The organism is Vibrio sp. SNU_ST1 (genome assembly GCF_030563405.1).
In the GTDB taxonomy this organism is placed as follows: Bacteria; Pseudomonadota; Gammaproteobacteria; order Enterobacterales; family Vibrionaceae; genus Vibrio.
This window is the reverse complement of sequence record NZ_CP130748.1, coordinates 2,324,378-2,339,667: the sequence shown is the minus strand read 5'-3', so window position 1 is coordinate 2,339,667 and position 15,290 is coordinate 2,324,378. Positions and strand designations below refer to the sequence as shown.

The window sequence follows — 15,290 nt, the reverse complement described above, 5'->3', positions numbered from 1 at the left end:
AAGAGTAAAAAACCTCCTATAAGGAGGTTTTTTCATATCTACATAGCAGTTATTAATTGTAACAATTAACAGCCGCTAGAGAATTAGTCTTCTAGCTCTGCTAGGCACATCTCTTCGTGGATTTGTTTAACCCAGTTAGATACACGCTCATCAGTTAGCTCAGGCTGGCGGTCTTCATCGATACATAGACCAACGAACTGGCTGTCATCGCCTTCAACTAACCCCTTCGATGCTTCGAATTCGTAGCCTTCAGTTGATGTGTAACCTAGGATAGTACCGCCTTTTGCTTCAACGATGTCACGGATAGTGCCCATAGCATCGCAGAAGTATTCTGCGTAATCTTCTTGGTCGCCACAACCAAAGATAGCAACAAGCTTAGTTGAGAAATCAATAGCTTCTAGTTCAGGGAAAAAGTCATCCCAATCACATTGTGCTTCACCGTAGTACCACGTAGGGATACCAAGCAGCAGCAGATCGAAGTTATCGATATCTTCTTTGCTGCTTTTTGCAATGTCTTGAACTTGAACGAGCTGCTTGCCCAATTGCTTTTGAATCATCTTAGCAACAGCTTCAGTGTTACCTGTATCGCTACCAAAGAAGAGACCTACACTTGCCATAGAATCATTACCTTTCATTTTGTCTGTTGTCGGTGTAATAAAGTTCGGAGGAAATCGTTAGATTCCAGTTCCTTCCCAGCTTAGTTGGATTATCCCTTTGGCGATAAAACCCGCACAGCCAAGGAAAAGTACTAACCATACGATACGACGACCAAATGCAGGAACATTTCCCTGCTTTAGAACGTCTTTAATTGCCATTCCGATTAGAAAGAAAATCGCGGCAAACAGAAGATCTAAACCAACAGATTCAATGATGTTCATGTAGTCGTAAAGCATGGGAACCTTATATACCAAATTTGCTTGGGCGCACTATATCACTGTTGTGAGATAAAGTTAATCTGCTGTGATTACACAGCTCTCATTTATATCGACTAATCAACCTATCTAAGTGATGAATTTTCTTATTGCACGGAGCACTTCAGCGGGCTTTTCCGCGTGTAGCCAATGTCCAGTATTGGCGATAACATGTGCCTTTGCGTTGGAAAACTGCTGTTGAACGGCGGTTTGGTGCTCAGCCGTCAGATAATCTGAGTCACCACCCTTTATTAGCAAGGTTTTGACTGAGGTTTTGTCAATCGGTTCCCAACCAATAATCTGTGGGTAGTTGTTTAATAGCGAGGCAACGTTGAAACGCCATTCCATGATGCCTTGTTCTGATTTAAACAAAGATTTCGTTAAGAACTGGCGAACCCCATCAATTTCGATATGTTTTGCGAGGACCTTAAGCGCCTCTGAGCGTGATGTCGGTTTTTCTTCTATCACAGCTTGTAGGCCTGCGAATACGTTGTCGTGACGACTTTGGGTGTACGCGACTGGTGCCATATCTAAGACAATCAATTTATGCAGCGTCAGATGTTGTGTCAATGCCATTGCTACCTTGCCACCCATCGAGTGACCAATCACAATGACATCTTCTAGCTCAAGATCATTCAGCAGTTGAGCCACATCTTGTGCCATAGCTTGATAATTATGAGTGTCATTATGGAAAGATTGGCCGTGGTTACGTAGATCGATGCTAAGTACCTGATGATCGGCTTTTAGATCCCTAGCGAGCAAGCCAAGGTTGTCCAAATTTCCGAATAATCCATGGATCAAAACAATGGTGTGACCCTCACCTTCAATTTTATAGTTGAGCTGTACTGACATTTTTATCTTATTCATGGTGGGTTTGACGTAGAGTATCCGCGCGGATCTCGCTATAATCCCTCAGAGTTTAAACATTGAGATTGTGAAAAGCGAATGAAAACAATTGAGGTTGATGAGGACCTATACCGTTTTATTGCGGGTCAGACAGAACGTATTGGCGAAAGCGCTTCAGATATTCTGCGCCGCTTGTTACTGGTTGATAACCAAGGCACGGTTCCGATCGAAGAGATCGTTGAGCCAAAAGGTATCGTTGTTAGCAAAGAGGTAGGCTTTACTCCAGAGAAGTTCGATGGCGTTAAAGAAATGCGCTCACTACTAATATCAGATGAGTTTGCATCACTAAAGAAAGCCATTGATCGTTTCATGCTTGTGTTATCAACACTGCATAAAATCGACCCTTTAAGCTTTTCAGAAGCAACTCAAGTAAAAGGCCGTAAGCGTGTTTACTTTGCAGACAACGAAGCGACGTTGTTAGCAAACGGCAACACAACTAAGCCTAAAGCTATTCCACAAAGTCCTTTTTGGGTTATTACGAATAATAATACAAGCCGAAAAAGACAGATGGTTGAACAGCTTATGAGCCGCATGAGTTTCCAAGCAGAATTGATAGAAAAAGTAACAGGTTCAATTTAACGAAATCTGATTTAAACCTCATAATATCCATGGCTAAGAAGATATTATGAGGTTTTTTTGTTTTTAAATTTTATATATAAGGATGTCGATAATGGCTATGCACCCTCGTGCCGGGCAGAAAGCTCTGCAGGAAGATCTTCATAATATCCCGGCTTTAGTTGCAAACTATTTCTTACAGCAACCGGATGCTACTAACCCAGATCACAAAGTACTGTTCGGTACTTCAGGTCACCGCGGCACAGCAGACAAATCAACATTTAATGAAAACCACATTCTAGCGATCGCACAAGCGGTGGCTGAAGTTCGTGCCGATCAAGGTACAACAGGTCCACTTTTTCTAGGTAAAGATACTCACGCTCTATCTGAGCCTGCTTTTTCTACGGTTATTGAAGTGCTAGTTGCAAACGGCGTTGAAGTTATCGTTCAAGAAAACAATGGCTTTACTCCAACTCCAGGTATCTCGCACGCGATTCTTACGCACAACCTAGTGAATGATAAAAAAGCCGACGGCATTGTTATCACGCCTTCACATAACCCACCTCAAGACGGGGGCATTAAATACAACCCGACACACGGTGGCCCTGCTGAAGCTGAACTGACTCAAGCGATTGAAGATCGTGCGAATGTGATCATTGCTGAGCAAATGCAAGGCGTTAAGCGTACTCCTATCGCACAGGCTAAACAGTCTGAGCTAGTGAATGAAGTTGATTTAGTTGCTCCTTACGTTGCTGACTTGGTTAATGTGGTTGATATGGAAGCGATCCAGAAAGCAAACATCAAGATTGGCGTTGATCCACTGGGTGGTAGCGGTATTGATTACTGGCGTCAAATTGGCAAAGCGTACAACTTAGATCTTACTCTGGTCAGTGAAGCAGTTGATCCTTCGTTCCAATTTATGTCTCTAGACAAAGATGGTGTTGTTCGTATGGATTGCTCTTCTCCATACGCAATGGCAGGCTTACTGGCGCTTAAAGACGACTATCAACTAGCGTTTGGTAACGACCCTGATTACGATCGCCACGGCATTGTTACGCCAAAAGGCTTGATGAATCCAAACCACTTCCTAGCAGTGTGTATTGATTATCTATATCGCAACCGTGAAGGTTGGGGTAAAGACGTTGCAGTGGGTAAAACCTTGGTATCAAGTGCATTGATTGACCGTGTTGTTGCTGACTTAGGTCGCGAGCTTTGCGAAGTACCAGTGGGATTCAAATGGTTCGTTGATGGTCTTTATAACGGTCAGTTTGGTTTCGGTGGTGAAGAGAGTGCGGGTGCATCTTTCTTACGTAAAGACGGTACGCCTTGGTCAACAGATAAAGATGGCCTGATTCTTTGCCTACTTGCGGCTGAGATCACAGCAGTAACGGGTAAGAACCCACAAGAATACTACGAAGAACTTGCCGCTAAACATGGCGAATCTAAGTACAATCGTATTCAAGCAGTAGCTAACGGCGCACAAAAAGACGTGCTTAAGAAGCTATCTCCAGAGATGGTTTCAGCTGAGACGCTTGCTGGTGATGCAATTACTGCACGCTTAACGCACGCTCCAGGTAATGGTGCTGCGATTGGTGGCCTAAAAGTGACGACTGAAAATGGTTGGTTTGCTGCTCGTCCATCAGGTACAGAAGACATCTACAAGATCTACTGTGAAAGCTTTAAAGGTGAAGAGCACCTGAAAGCAATCGAAGCAGAAGCTCAAGAGATAGTTAACCAAGTATTTGCAGCCGCTGGTCTATAATCGAAATCTTGATTACTAGAGTCGCTACGTAGATTGAAGAAGGGTTGATGTGAAAGCATCAGCCCTTTTTATTTGTCTGTGAGTAAGTGACTAAGGCTAAGTCAACTCAATGGCTGAATGGATTAACCGTGTGGCCAACTTTGTGGCATCACAAACCAAAACTGTCCTGATTTGGTTTGTCCATGAACAAAGCGATCACCTAACTCGGTGATGGGTTTACCGCTGAAATCATCTGTCCCAGCTGCCCATTGTTCTTTGGTTAGAGGGTAGAGAGCTTCAGTAATTAAGTGAGCCTGATTTTGGTAGCACCAATAACCGTTTACTTGGCTCGGGTTAATATCGTAGCCCAAGCATCTTGTCGGTACGCTTTGCTCAAAGAAAGGGTTTGTATATAGACGACCTTGCATGAGGAGATGTTTTGAGTCGACATCGATCTCGGGATATTGCTCAACAAAGGCGGCTGAAGATGACATACCAAGCTGGTGGCTGAGCATCCTATCGAGCTTCTTATCCAATTGATCATGAGAGTTGGGTCCAAACCATGTTTGTTCATGAAGCAGATAAAACTTAATCGCCACTTCCCAATGTTGCAGCTTTTGGCTGCTCTCCTCTTCAAGAATAAAGTCGATTGCACCTAGCGTTCTGCCATCCACATTAATCTGAATTTCATCGTACTTGATCGAATAATCAGGTGAAGCTTCGATGACTTGTTCACATAGGTGCTGGTAGAGGAAACCTAACCTAGGATTACCATTGTATGTATGTGATGCATCTATGGTATGAGGGCTTGAGAAGGCTCTGAGACCAGAAACGGGTGGTTTGATTTCCAGTAATGGTGGCGAGTCGATAACCCATTGGTAAAAACGTTGCAGTGTTGTCATCTGTTCCTCATAAACTAGCTCTTTATAAACATAGCCCTGAGGCTTTCGACATTCTACCCGTAAATTGATATAACGACGTTATTATAAAGTAAGCTGGAAATAAAAATGAATAACTTACAATTAGAAAAGCTTCTTAACGAAAAACTGCAGCCACAGCAGATTAAAGATTACTGCCCGAATGGTTTACAGGTTGAAGGTGCATCAGAAGTAAAGCGTATCGTTACTGGTGTCACAGCATCTCAAGCGCTGATTGATAAAGCGGTAGAACTGAATGCAGACGCTTTATTAGTCCATCACGGCTTCTTTTGGAAAGGTGAGTCAGAAGCCATTCGCGGGATGAAAGGTAAGCGTATTCGCACATTGATCAAAAACGATATCAATCTGTTAGGTTACCACCTTCCTCTTGATATCCACCCTGAGCTTGGTAATAACGCCAAGCTTGCTGAGTTGCTTGATATCGAAGTCGAAGGCGGTTTAGAAGGGCACCCACAATCTGTTGCGATGTTCGGAAAGTTGAATGCACCAATGACAGGTGCAGAATTCGCAGAAAAGATTGGCCAAGCTTTGAATCGCAAGCCATTACACATTGCCCCTGAAAACCAAGACAAAATGATTACGACTGTCGGTTGGTGTACTGGTGGTGGTCAAGACTACATTGAATTAGCGGCTTCTCAAGGTATTGATGCGTTTATCTCTGGTGAGATCTCAGAGCGCACAACGTACTCAGCACGTGAGCAAGATATCCACTACTTTGCGGCAGGCCACCATGCAACAGAACGTTATGGCGTGAAGGCATTAGGTGAGTGGCTAGCGAAAGAGCATGACTTAGATGTTGAGTTTATTGATATAGACAACCCAGTGTAAAAACAAATATGTGATTGGGGGATAAGAGTTCCCCAACTCGCTCGTCCTTCACTATTGAGTGATGACGGAGTTGAGAGCATATAAAAGAAAAGGGTTGATGTTAATACATCAACCCTTTTTGAATTTAATCGATTAGAAAAGTATAAACCTTACTATTCGCGCTCGTGTAGAGCTTGGAAATCACGCTGTTCTTCACCAGTGTACAACTGACGAGGACGACCGATACGGTTCGTCGGATCGCTGTGCATTTCGTTCCAGTGTGCAATCCAACCGATGGTACGAGACATCGCGAAGATTACTGTGAACATTGATACAGGAATGCCGATCGCTTTCAGAATGATACCTGAGTAGAAATCTACGTTCGGGTATAGTTTCTTCGATACAAAGTACTCATCAGAAAGAGCGATGCGCTCAAGTTCCATTGCTACGTCTAGTAGTGGATCTTGAATGTTCAGTTCTTTAAGTACTTCGTGGCACGCTTCGCGCATTACCGTTGCTCGTGGATCGTAGTTCTTGTAGACACGGTGACCGAAGCCCATTAAACGGAATGGGTCATCTTTGTCTTTTGCTTTTGCTACGTACTCTTCAATGTTGTCTACGCTACCGATCTCTTCAAGCATCATTAGACAAGCTTCGTTAGCACCGCCGTGAGCCGGACCCCACAAAGAAGCGATACCAGCAGCAATACAAGCAAATGGGTTTGCGCCCGAAGAACCTGCTAAACGAACCGTTGACGTTGAAGCATTTTGTTCGTGATCTGCGTGTAACGTAAAGATTTTGTCCATTGCGCGAGCAACAACAGGGTTTACTTCATATTCTTCACATGGATTCGCATACATCATGTGCAGGAAGTTTTCTGCGTAGCCTAGGTCATTGCGTGGGTAGATAAACGGTTGACCGATAGAATATTTGTAACACATTGCCGCCAGTGTAGGCATTTTTGAAATTAGTCGGTATGCCGCAATTTCACGGTGTGTGTCGTTATTAACATCTAATGAATCATGATAGAACGCAGCAAGCGCACCTACCACACCACACATAACAGCCATTGGGTGAGCATCACGACGGAAGCCGTGGAAGAAACTAGCAATTTGCTCATGAACCATGGTGTGACGTGTGACAGTCGTCTTGAACTCTTCGTATTGAGCTCGAGAAGGAGCTTCGCCGTATAAAAGAATGTAACAAACTTCTAAGTAATCAGCGTTATTGGCCAGTTGATCAATTGGATAACCACGGTGTAGAAGGATACCTTTTCCACCGTCAATATAAGTGATTTGCGATTCACAAGATGCAGTGGCAAGAAAACCAGGATCAAAAGTGAAAAAACCATTAGAACCTAGTGTACGAACGTCGATGACTGGAGTACCAAGTACACCTTCTGTAATCGGCAATTCGATCGGCGCTTGACCTTCAATATGAAGGGTAGCTTTCTTATCCGCCATAACAATCTCCTTTGTTATTATTAATCCGTCCAGGATGTTTATGTGCCATTTTTTTACTGGTCTTACGTGAGAAAGTCAATTTTTCTGGAGCTTTGTGTGCACTTGTTAGTGTTTTTTACATTAAAATCGTTAAAAGTCTGGTCTGTGTAGCATTATTTGTTACGTCAATTGTATTAGAATGTTGCCGACCGTATAGTGGCGCTGAAAATGTCAGTCGGAACCTTATAAATTCAAGGCTAGAAAGAAATGTGAGGTTTCTTTTTTAATCTTGTAATTAACATATACTTTACAATTTACTAAGGCTCAAGCGTGGTTATTTGTTAAGTTAATGTTAATTTTTGATGGTTTGTGATTGATTTTTGCCCATAACAATATCATAAGGTTATTTAATGACCATCATGCTCAATGGAGCTGAGTGAGCGAGCCCGTGAAAGAAAGAAAGACAAGACCTGTTAATTTAGATTTACAGACCATCCACTTTCCTATCACAGCAATAGCTTCCATCCTACACCGTGTGTCTGGGGTGATTACTTTTGTTGCGATCGGAATTCTGCTTTGGTTACTATCCATTTCCCTCTCTTCCCCTGTAGGCTTTATGGAAGCTAGCGACATTGTCGACGGTTTCTTCGTGAAGTTTATTCTGTGGGGCATTTTAACCGCTTTGGCTTACCACATTGCTGGTGGTATTCGTCACCTTCTTATGGACCTTGGTCACTTTGAAGAGCTGGAATCTGGCGCTAAGAGCGCGAAGGTTGCATTCGCAGCAACAGCGGTATTGTCTCTACTAGCGGGGATCTTAGTATGGTAAACAACGTTTCTACTTTTGGTCGTAATGGCGTGCATGATTATCTATTGATTCGTGCAACAGCCATCATTATGACGCTTTACACTATCTACCTAGTGAGCTTCTGTGCTTTCTCAGGTGATATTTCTTACGCATCTTGGACACAATTCTTTGGTGGAACTTTCACTAAAGTCTTCACCATGTTAGCGCTTACTTCAATTTTGGTTCACGCGTGGATCGGCTTGTGGCAAGTACTAACTGACTACATCAAATGTGCAAAATTGCGCGTTGGTCTTCAAGTCGGTGTTGTTGCGGTTCTTCTAGGATATTTCTTCTCTGGTCTGTTTATTTTGTGGGGTGCGTAAGTGACTATTCCTGTTCGTGAGTTTGATGCTGTAGTAATCGGTGCTGGTGGTGCTGGTATGCGCGCCGCGCTACAAATTTCTGAGCAAGGCCTATCTTGTGCGTTGCTTTCTAAAGTTTTCCCAACTCGTTCTCATACTGTATCTGCGCAAGGTGGTATCACTGTTGCTCTTGGTAATGCGCATGAAGATCACTGGGAACAACACATGTACGATACGGTTAAAGGTTCCGATTACATCGGCGACCAAGATGCTATCGAATACATGTGTAAAAATGGCCCTGAGTCGGTTATCGAATTAGAAAAAATGGGTCTTCCATTTTCTCGTTTTGATAACGGCAGTATTTACCAACGTCCGTTTGGTGGCCAATCTAAGAATTTTGGTGGTGAGCAAGCGGCTCGTACCGCAGCGGCAGCCGACCGTACTGGTCACGCACTGCTACACACGCTTTACCAACAAAACATTAAACACAAAACGACGGTTTTCTCTGAGTGGTATGCACTGGATCTTGTTAAAAACGAAGATGGTGCAATCCTAGGTACTACTGCGCTTTGTATGGAGACGGGCGAGGTTTGCTACTTCAAAGCGAAGGCAACAATCCTCGCTACTGGTGGTGCTGGTCGTATCTACGCATCAACAACGAATGCACATATTAATACTGGTGACGGTGTTGGTATGGCGATTCGTGCTGGCGTTCCAATGCAAGACATCGAAATGTGGCAGTTCCACCCAACGGGTATCGCTGGCGCAGGTGTTTTGGTAACAGAAGGTTGTCGCGGTGAAGGTGGTTACCTTCTCAATAAAGACGGCGAGCGCTTCATGGAACGTTATGCTCCGAATGCTAAAGACTTAGCAGGTCGTGATGTGGTAGCTCGTTCGATGATGGTTGAGATTCGTGAAGGTCGTGGTTGTGATGGTCCATGGGGTCCACACATCAAGCTGAAACTTGATCACCTAGGTAAAGAGACGCTTGAATCTCGTCTACCGGGTGTATGTGAGCTTTCTCGTACCTTCGCTCACGTTGATCCTGTTAAAGAGCCAATCCCTGTAATCCCAACGTGTCACTACATGATGGGCGGCGTTCCAACACAGGTTTCTGGTCAAGCAATTAAACAGACTGAAGACGGCACAGACGTTGAAATTCAAGGTCTATTCGCTTGTGGCGAAATCGCTTCAGTATCCGTACACGGTGCAAACCGTCTAGGTGGCAACTCGCTACTTGATTTGGTTGTGTTCGGTCGTGCGACAGGTCTTCACCTTGGTGAGACTTTGAACAAACAAGCTGAAGCAAAACCTGCAACTGAAGCCGACATTGAACGTTCACTAGAGCGCTACAATCGTTGGGAAAACAGTACTGACGGTGAAGATCCTGCGGTAATTCGTAAAGACCTTCAGCAATGTATGCAGAACAACTTCTCTGTATTCCGTGAAGGTAAAGCGATGGCTGACGGCTTAGAAGAGCTGAAAGTGATTCGTGAGCGTCTTAAAAATGCACACCTTTCAGACAAGTCGACTGAGTTCAACACGCAACGTATTGAGTGTTTAGAGCTAGAAAACTTGATGGAAACTGCATTCGCAACCGCGGTTGCAGCAAACTTCCGTACAGAGAGTCGTGGAGCACATGCTCGTTTTGACTTCCCAGATCGTGATGATGAGCAATGGCTATGCCATTCACTGTACAACCCTGAATCAGAAAGTATGACTAAGCGTGGCGTGAACATGGAACCTATCCATCGTGAAGCATTCCCGCCGAAAGCACGTACGTACTAAGGAGATATGACCATGAAACTGAATTTCTCTTTATACCGTTACAACCCTGATGTGGACCAGAAACCTTACATGAAAGAGTACACCCTAGAGGTGGAAGAAGGTTCTGACATGATGCTTTTGGACGCGCTTATTCTTTTGAAAGAGCAAGATCCAACGATTTCATTCCGTCGCTCATGCCGTGAAGGTGTATGTGGTTCTGATGGTTTGAACATGAATGGTAAAAACGGATTGGCGTGTATTACGCCACTGTCTGCACTTTCTGGCCAAGATAAAATCGTAATTCGCCCACTTCCAGGTTTGCCTGTCGTACGCGATTTGATCGTAGACATGACTCAGTTCTACGATAACTACGAAAAAGTTAAGCCGTTCTTGGTGTCTGATGGCAATGTGCCACCGGCTCGTGAAAACCTACAAAGCCCTGATGAGCGTGCTCATTTAGATGGTTTGTATGAATGTATTATGTGTGCATGTTGTACGACTTCGTGCCCATCATTCTGGTGGAATCCAGATAAGTTCATCGGACCAGCTGGCCTACTTGCAGCATACCGTTGGCTAATAGATAGCCGAGATACGGCGACAGACGAACGTCTGTCCGATCTTGATGATGCATTTAGCGTTTTTCGTTGCCATGGCATCATGAATTGTGTAAGTGTTTGTCCTAAGGGATTAAATCCGACGAAAGCGATTGGTCATATCAAGACCATGCTAGTGAATCGTTCGGTTTAAGTTATATAAAAATTGCCGCCCTAGAAGTTTTGGGGCGGCCTTTTAATAGCTCGGCATAGACCGCAGCAAACGTGAAAACTACTGGTTAAGGGAAAATATGCACAACGGCGTGATGAAGGCATGGCTCGAGTCTTCACACTTGGCTGGCGCCAATGCAACGTACGTAGAAGAACTCTATGAACTGTATCTTAGTGACCCCGATTCGGTAAGTGACGAATGGAGAAGCGTTTTTGAAGAACTGCCTGTGCAAGCTTCAGAAGCGGTGGAACAACCACACTCTCGTGTTCGTGAATACTTCCGTCGACTCGCTCAAGAAACAAAGCATTACAGTGTCCAAGTTAGTGATCCAGATGTCGATGCGAAACAAGTAAAGGTTCTGCAACTTATTAATGCCTATCGATTCCGAGGGCATCAATCAGCAAATCTAGACCCTCTAGGTTTATGGGAAAGAGATACAGTCGCTGAACTGGATCCTTCTTTCCACACTCTTACCGAAGAAGACCTCAACGAGACGTTTAACGTCGGCTCTTACGCCATTGGCCAAGAGACGATGGTGCTTAAAGATCTCTACAAATCTCTAAAGCAAACTTATTGTGGTTCTATTGGTGCTGAATACATGCACATGACTAATACAGAACAAAAGCGTTGGATCCAACAGCGTTTAGAGTCTGTATCTGGTCAACCGTCTTTCAATAAAGAAGAAAAGCAAGCTTTCCTAGAAGAGCTAACGGCTGCTGAAGGTCTTGAGCGCTATCTTGGTGCGAAATTCCCTGGTGCAAAACGCTTCTCTTTGGAAGGTGGTGATGCTCTTATCCCAATGACGAAAGAAATCATTCGTCATGCAGGTGGACAAGGCATGCGTGAAGTTGTTGTTGGTATGGCTCACCGTGGTCGTCTAAACATGCTGGTCAATGTGCTTGGTAAAAAGCCACAAGACCTGTTTGACGAATTTGCGGGCAAGCACAGCGATGATTCATGGGGTACGGGTGATGTGAAATACCACCAAGGTTTCTCTGCGGATTTCGCAACCCCAGGCGGCAACGTTCACTTAGCACTTGCATTTAACCCATCTCACTTAGAAATCGTAAACCCGGTAGTTATCGGTTCAGTACGTGCTCGACAAGATCGTCTAGACGATAAAGACGGCAGTCGTGTACTTCCAATTACGATCCACGGTGATTCAGCTATCGCTGGTCAGGGCGTAGTGCAAGAGACGTTTAACATGTCTCAAGCGCGTGGTTTCTGTGTCGGTGGTACGGTTCGTATCGTTGTAAACAACCAAGTTGGTTTTACAACGTCTAACCCTCGCGATACACGTTCTACGATGTATTGTACAGATATCGCGAAGATGGTTCAGGCTCCGATTTTCCACGTTAATTCTGATGATCCAGAAGCGGTTGCGTTCGTAGCGCGTCTTGCATTGGATTACCGTAATACTTTTAAGCGTGATGTTGTTATTGATTTGGTTTGTTACCGTCGCCACGGTCACAACGAAGCCGATGAGCCGAATGCAACACAGCCTTTGATGTACCAAAAAATCAAGAAGCATCCAACACCACGTAAGCTTTATGCCGATGTGTTAATGGAGCGCGGTGAGTTTGGTATTGATACGGCAACTCAACTCGTTAACGAATATCGTGATGCACTTGATCACGGTGAAGTTGTGGTTAAAGAGTGGCGCCCAATGGCACTTCACTCTGTCGACTGGTCTCCTTACCTAGGTCACGACTGGAACATCGAGTGGGACAATAAGATTGATATCGAGCGCCTGAAAGAGCTTGGTACTAAACTTTGCCAATACCCAGACAGCCACAAGCTGCAAAGCCGAGTAAATAAACTGTACAACGATCGAACTGCCATGGTGAATGGTGAGAAACAAGTTGATTGGGGTATGGCTGAAACTCTGGCTTACGCAACACTTGTTGACGACGGTAAGCGTATTCGTATTTCTGGCCAAGATTCTGGCCGTGGTACGTTCTTCCACCGTCACTCTGTACTACACAATCAATCAGATGCCAGCACGTATGTTCCTCTTGCGAACATTCATGACAAACAAGGGCCATTCCAAGTGTTTGACTCTGTATTGTCAGAAGAAGCTGTGTTGGCATTTGAGTACGGCTATGCAACAGCAGAGCCGAGCGGTCTAACCCTTTGGGAAGCACAATTTGGTGACTTCGCAAACGGTGCACAAGTTGTTATTGACCAATTTATCTCGTCAGGTGAGCAAAAATGGGCACGTCTATGTGGCCTAACTATGTTGCTTCCTCACGGTTATGAAGGTCAAGGCCCTGAGCACTCTTCTGCTCGTCTTGAGCGTTACCTTCAGTTATGTGCTGAACAAAACATGCAGGTTGTTGTTCCTTCAACGCCAGCACAGGTTTACCACATGATTCGTCGTCAGGTCGTTAGACCAATGCGTCGTCCACTGATTGTAATGTCACCTAAGTCATTGCTTCGCCACCCTCTGTGTACGTCTTCTCTTGAAGATCTTGCAGACGGTACGTTCCAACCAGCCATCGCAGAAATTGATGATCTGGCTCCTGAGAACGTAAAACGCGTCGTGTTCTGTTCAGGCAAGGTTTACTTTGACCTTCTTGACCAAAGACGTAAGAACGAGCAAGACGATGTCGCTATTGTGCGTATTGAGCAACTTTACCCGTTCCCTTACGAGGACGTGAGAGCTGCAATCGCTCAATACACAAATGTAGTCGATTACGTTTGGTGTCAAGAAGAGCCACAAAACCAAGGTGCTTGGTACAGTAGCCAACATAATTTCCGAGCTGCTATCCCAGTGGGTGCTGATATTCAATACGCAGGTCGTCCTGCATCAGCGTCACCAGCTGTTGGCTATATGTCGGTACACTTGAAACAACAAAAAGCGTTAGTAGACGACGCTTTGACCCTACTTAAGAACTAGAAGTAAAAGGAAAATACAGACATGACAATTGAAATTCTGGTTCCAGATTTACCTGAATCTGTGGCTGATGCAACAGTAGCGACTTGGCACAAAAAACCAGGCGAAGCCGTTGCACGTGATGAAGTCATTGTAGACATCGAAACAGATAAAGTAGTTCTAGAAGTACCGGCTCCTGAAGCGGGTGTTCTGGAAGCTATCATTGAAGAAGAGGGTGCTACGGTACTTTCTAAGCAGCTTCTTGCGAAAATCAAGCCTGGTGCTGTCGCTGGTGAACCAACGAAAGACACTACTGAAGATACAGAAGCTTCTCCTGATAAGCGCCACAAAGCGGCACTTACAGAAGAAAGCAACGACGCACTAAGCCCTGCTGTTCGTCGTCTGCTTGCTGAGCACAACCTACAACCAGCTGACGTTAAAGGCACTGGTGTTGGTGGTCGTATTACTCGTGAAGACATTGACGCACACCTAGCAGCAGCGAAAGCGGCTCCGGCAGCAGCATCTGCACCAGCAGTTGAAGCGCCAGCAGCAGCTCGCAGCCAAAAACGCGTGCCAATGACTCGCCTACGTAAGACAGTTGCAAATCGTCTTCTAGAAGCGAAGAACAGCACAGCGATGCTGACTACTTTCAACGAAGTGAACATGAAGCCAATCATGGACCTTCGTAAGCAGTACAAAGACCAATTCGAGAAGCGTCACGATACGCGTCTTGGTTTCATGTCTTTCTACGTGAAAGCAGTAACAGAAGCACTGAAACGTTTCCCTGAAGTTAACGCTTCTATTGATGGTACAGATATCGTTTACCACAACTATTTCGACATCAGCATGGCAGTATCAACGCCACGTGGTCTAGTGACTCCAGTACTGAAAGACTGTGACACACTAGGTTTCGCTGACATCGAGAAAGGCATCAAAGAGCTAGCAATCAAAGGCCGTGACGGCAAGCTAACTGTTGATGAGCTGATGGGCGGTAACTTCACTATCACGAACGGTGGTGTATTTGGCTCTCTAATGTCTACGCCAATCATCAACCCGCCTCAAGCGGCAATTTTGGGTATGCACAAAATCCAAGATCGTCCAATGGCTGTTGATGGCAAGGTTGAGATCTTACCAATGATGTACCTAGCGCTTTCTTACGATCACCGTCTAATCGACGGCCGAGAATCAGTTGGCTTCCTAGTGACAATCAAAGAGCTTCTAGAAGATCCTGCACGTCTGCTATTAGACGTTTAGTATCTCTAAAACGTCTAGTTAACCCCGTTAGCTAGACGTAAAAAGTTTCAAAGGCTAGGCTGCTCAACGTCTGGCCTTCACTTGAACTGTAAAGCCATTAGAAAATGGACAGCAGTTGATTTGAGAAGACCCTACAGACGTACCACAGGAAACTGTGTCGTTATGGAAATAATAATCCCT

The 15,290-nt window shown here is 44.8% G+C and carries 14 protein-coding genes; 9 read left to right on the top strand and 5 right to left on the bottom strand.

What is annotated here, in order from left to right:
• Positions 1-83: 83 nt before the first annotated feature.
• The 3 genes from fldA to Q5H80_RS10130 all read right to left on the bottom strand — a co-directional run bounded on the left by fldA (position 84) and on the right by Q5H80_RS10130 (position 1,763).
• A complete protein-coding gene (gene fldA, locus Q5H80_RS10140; RefSeq protein ID WP_137374756.1) occupies positions 84-617 on the bottom strand; it encodes a flavodoxin FldA in 534 nt (177 codons plus the stop codon).
• A 57-nt stretch (positions 618-674) separates the two neighbouring features.
• Positions 675-893 (bottom strand): DUF2788 domain-containing protein, encoded by a 219-nt coding sequence (locus Q5H80_RS10135; protein WP_009847328.1) that lies wholly within the window; start codon positions 891-893, stop codon positions 675-677.
• Positions 894-1,001: 108 nt separating this feature from the next.
• Positions 1,002-1,763, bottom strand: a complete 762-nt coding sequence (locus Q5H80_RS10130) for an alpha/beta fold hydrolase (protein WP_304564659.1) — start codon at positions 1,761-1,763, stop codon at positions 1,002-1,004.
• Between the two features lie 93 nt (positions 1,764-1,856).
• On the opposite strand from Q5H80_RS10130, the gene seqA reads away from it, so the two are divergent.
• The gene (gene seqA / locus Q5H80_RS10125) at positions 1,857-2,396 is read left to right on the top strand and encodes a replication initiation negative regulator SeqA (protein ID WP_009847326.1); all 540 of its coding nucleotides are present in this window, start codon (positions 1,857-1,859) and stop codon (positions 2,394-2,396) included.
• Positions 2,397-2,487: 91 nt separating this feature from the next.
• On the top strand, positions 2,488-4,134 hold the full coding sequence (gene pgm / locus Q5H80_RS10120; protein WP_304564658.1) for a phosphoglucomutase (alpha-D-glucose-1,6-bisphosphate-dependent): 1,647 nt from the start codon (positions 2,488-2,490) through the stop codon (positions 4,132-4,134).
• Positions 4,135-4,256: 122 nt separating this feature from the next.
• On the opposite strand, the gene Q5H80_RS10115 is transcribed toward pgm, so the two are convergent.
• The gene (locus Q5H80_RS10115; protein WP_304564657.1) at positions 4,257-5,015 is read right to left on the bottom strand and encodes a DUF1853 family protein; all 759 of its coding nucleotides are present in this window, start codon (positions 5,013-5,015) and stop codon (positions 4,257-4,259) included.
• 105 nt (positions 5,016-5,120) lie between these two features.
• Between Q5H80_RS10115 and Q5H80_RS10110 the strand changes: the two genes are divergently transcribed.
• On the top strand, positions 5,121-5,879 hold the full coding sequence (locus tag Q5H80_RS10110) for a Nif3-like dinuclear metal center hexameric protein (protein WP_304564656.1): 759 nt from the start codon (positions 5,121-5,123) through the stop codon (positions 5,877-5,879).
• Between the two features lie 152 nt (positions 5,880-6,031).
• On the opposite strand, the gene Q5H80_RS10105 is transcribed toward Q5H80_RS10110, so the two are convergent.
• Positions 6,032-7,321 carry a citrate synthase gene (locus Q5H80_RS10105; RefSeq protein WP_004734217.1) on the bottom strand — a complete coding sequence of 430 codons (1,290 nt, stop codon included), beginning with the start codon at positions 7,319-7,321 and terminating at the stop codon, positions 6,032-6,034.
• 415 nt (positions 7,322-7,736) lie between these two features.
• Here Q5H80_RS10105 and sdhC point away from each other — a divergent pair, with 415 nt between their 5' ends.
• The 6 genes from sdhC to odhB all read left to right on the top strand — a co-directional run bounded on the left by sdhC (position 7,737) and on the right by odhB (position 15,110).
• Positions 7,737-8,129: a succinate dehydrogenase cytochrome b556 subunit gene (gene sdhC / locus Q5H80_RS10100; protein ID WP_012604532.1), complete on the top strand. Its 393-nt coding sequence runs from the start codon at positions 7,737-7,739 to the stop codon at positions 8,127-8,129.
• Complete coding sequence (gene sdhD / locus Q5H80_RS10095) at positions 8,123-8,470, top strand: succinate dehydrogenase, hydrophobic membrane anchor protein (RefSeq protein WP_004734215.1); 348 nt, start codon at positions 8,123-8,125, stop codon at positions 8,468-8,470. Before sdhC ends, sdhD begins: the two co-directional genes overlap by 7 nt.
• The gene (gene sdhA / locus Q5H80_RS10090) at positions 8,471-10,237 is read left to right on the top strand and encodes a succinate dehydrogenase flavoprotein subunit (protein WP_009847321.1); all 1,767 of its coding nucleotides are present in this window, start codon (positions 8,471-8,473) and stop codon (positions 10,235-10,237) included.
• A 12-nt stretch (positions 10,238-10,249) separates the two neighbouring features.
• Positions 10,250-10,963 (top strand): succinate dehydrogenase iron-sulfur subunit, encoded by a 714-nt coding sequence (locus Q5H80_RS10085; RefSeq protein WP_009847320.1) that lies wholly within the window; start codon positions 10,250-10,252, stop codon positions 10,961-10,963.
• A 97-nt stretch (positions 10,964-11,060) separates the two neighbouring features.
• Positions 11,061-13,880, top strand: a complete 2,820-nt coding sequence (sucA, locus tag Q5H80_RS10080) for a 2-oxoglutarate dehydrogenase E1 component (RefSeq protein WP_304564655.1) — start codon at positions 11,061-11,063, stop codon at positions 13,878-13,880.
• A 21-nt stretch (positions 13,881-13,901) separates the two neighbouring features.
• On the top strand, positions 13,902-15,110 hold the full coding sequence (gene odhB, locus Q5H80_RS10075; RefSeq protein ID WP_009847318.1) for a 2-oxoglutarate dehydrogenase complex dihydrolipoyllysine-residue succinyltransferase: 1,209 nt from the start codon (positions 13,902-13,904) through the stop codon (positions 15,108-15,110).
• Positions 15,111-15,290: the final 180 nt, after the last annotated feature.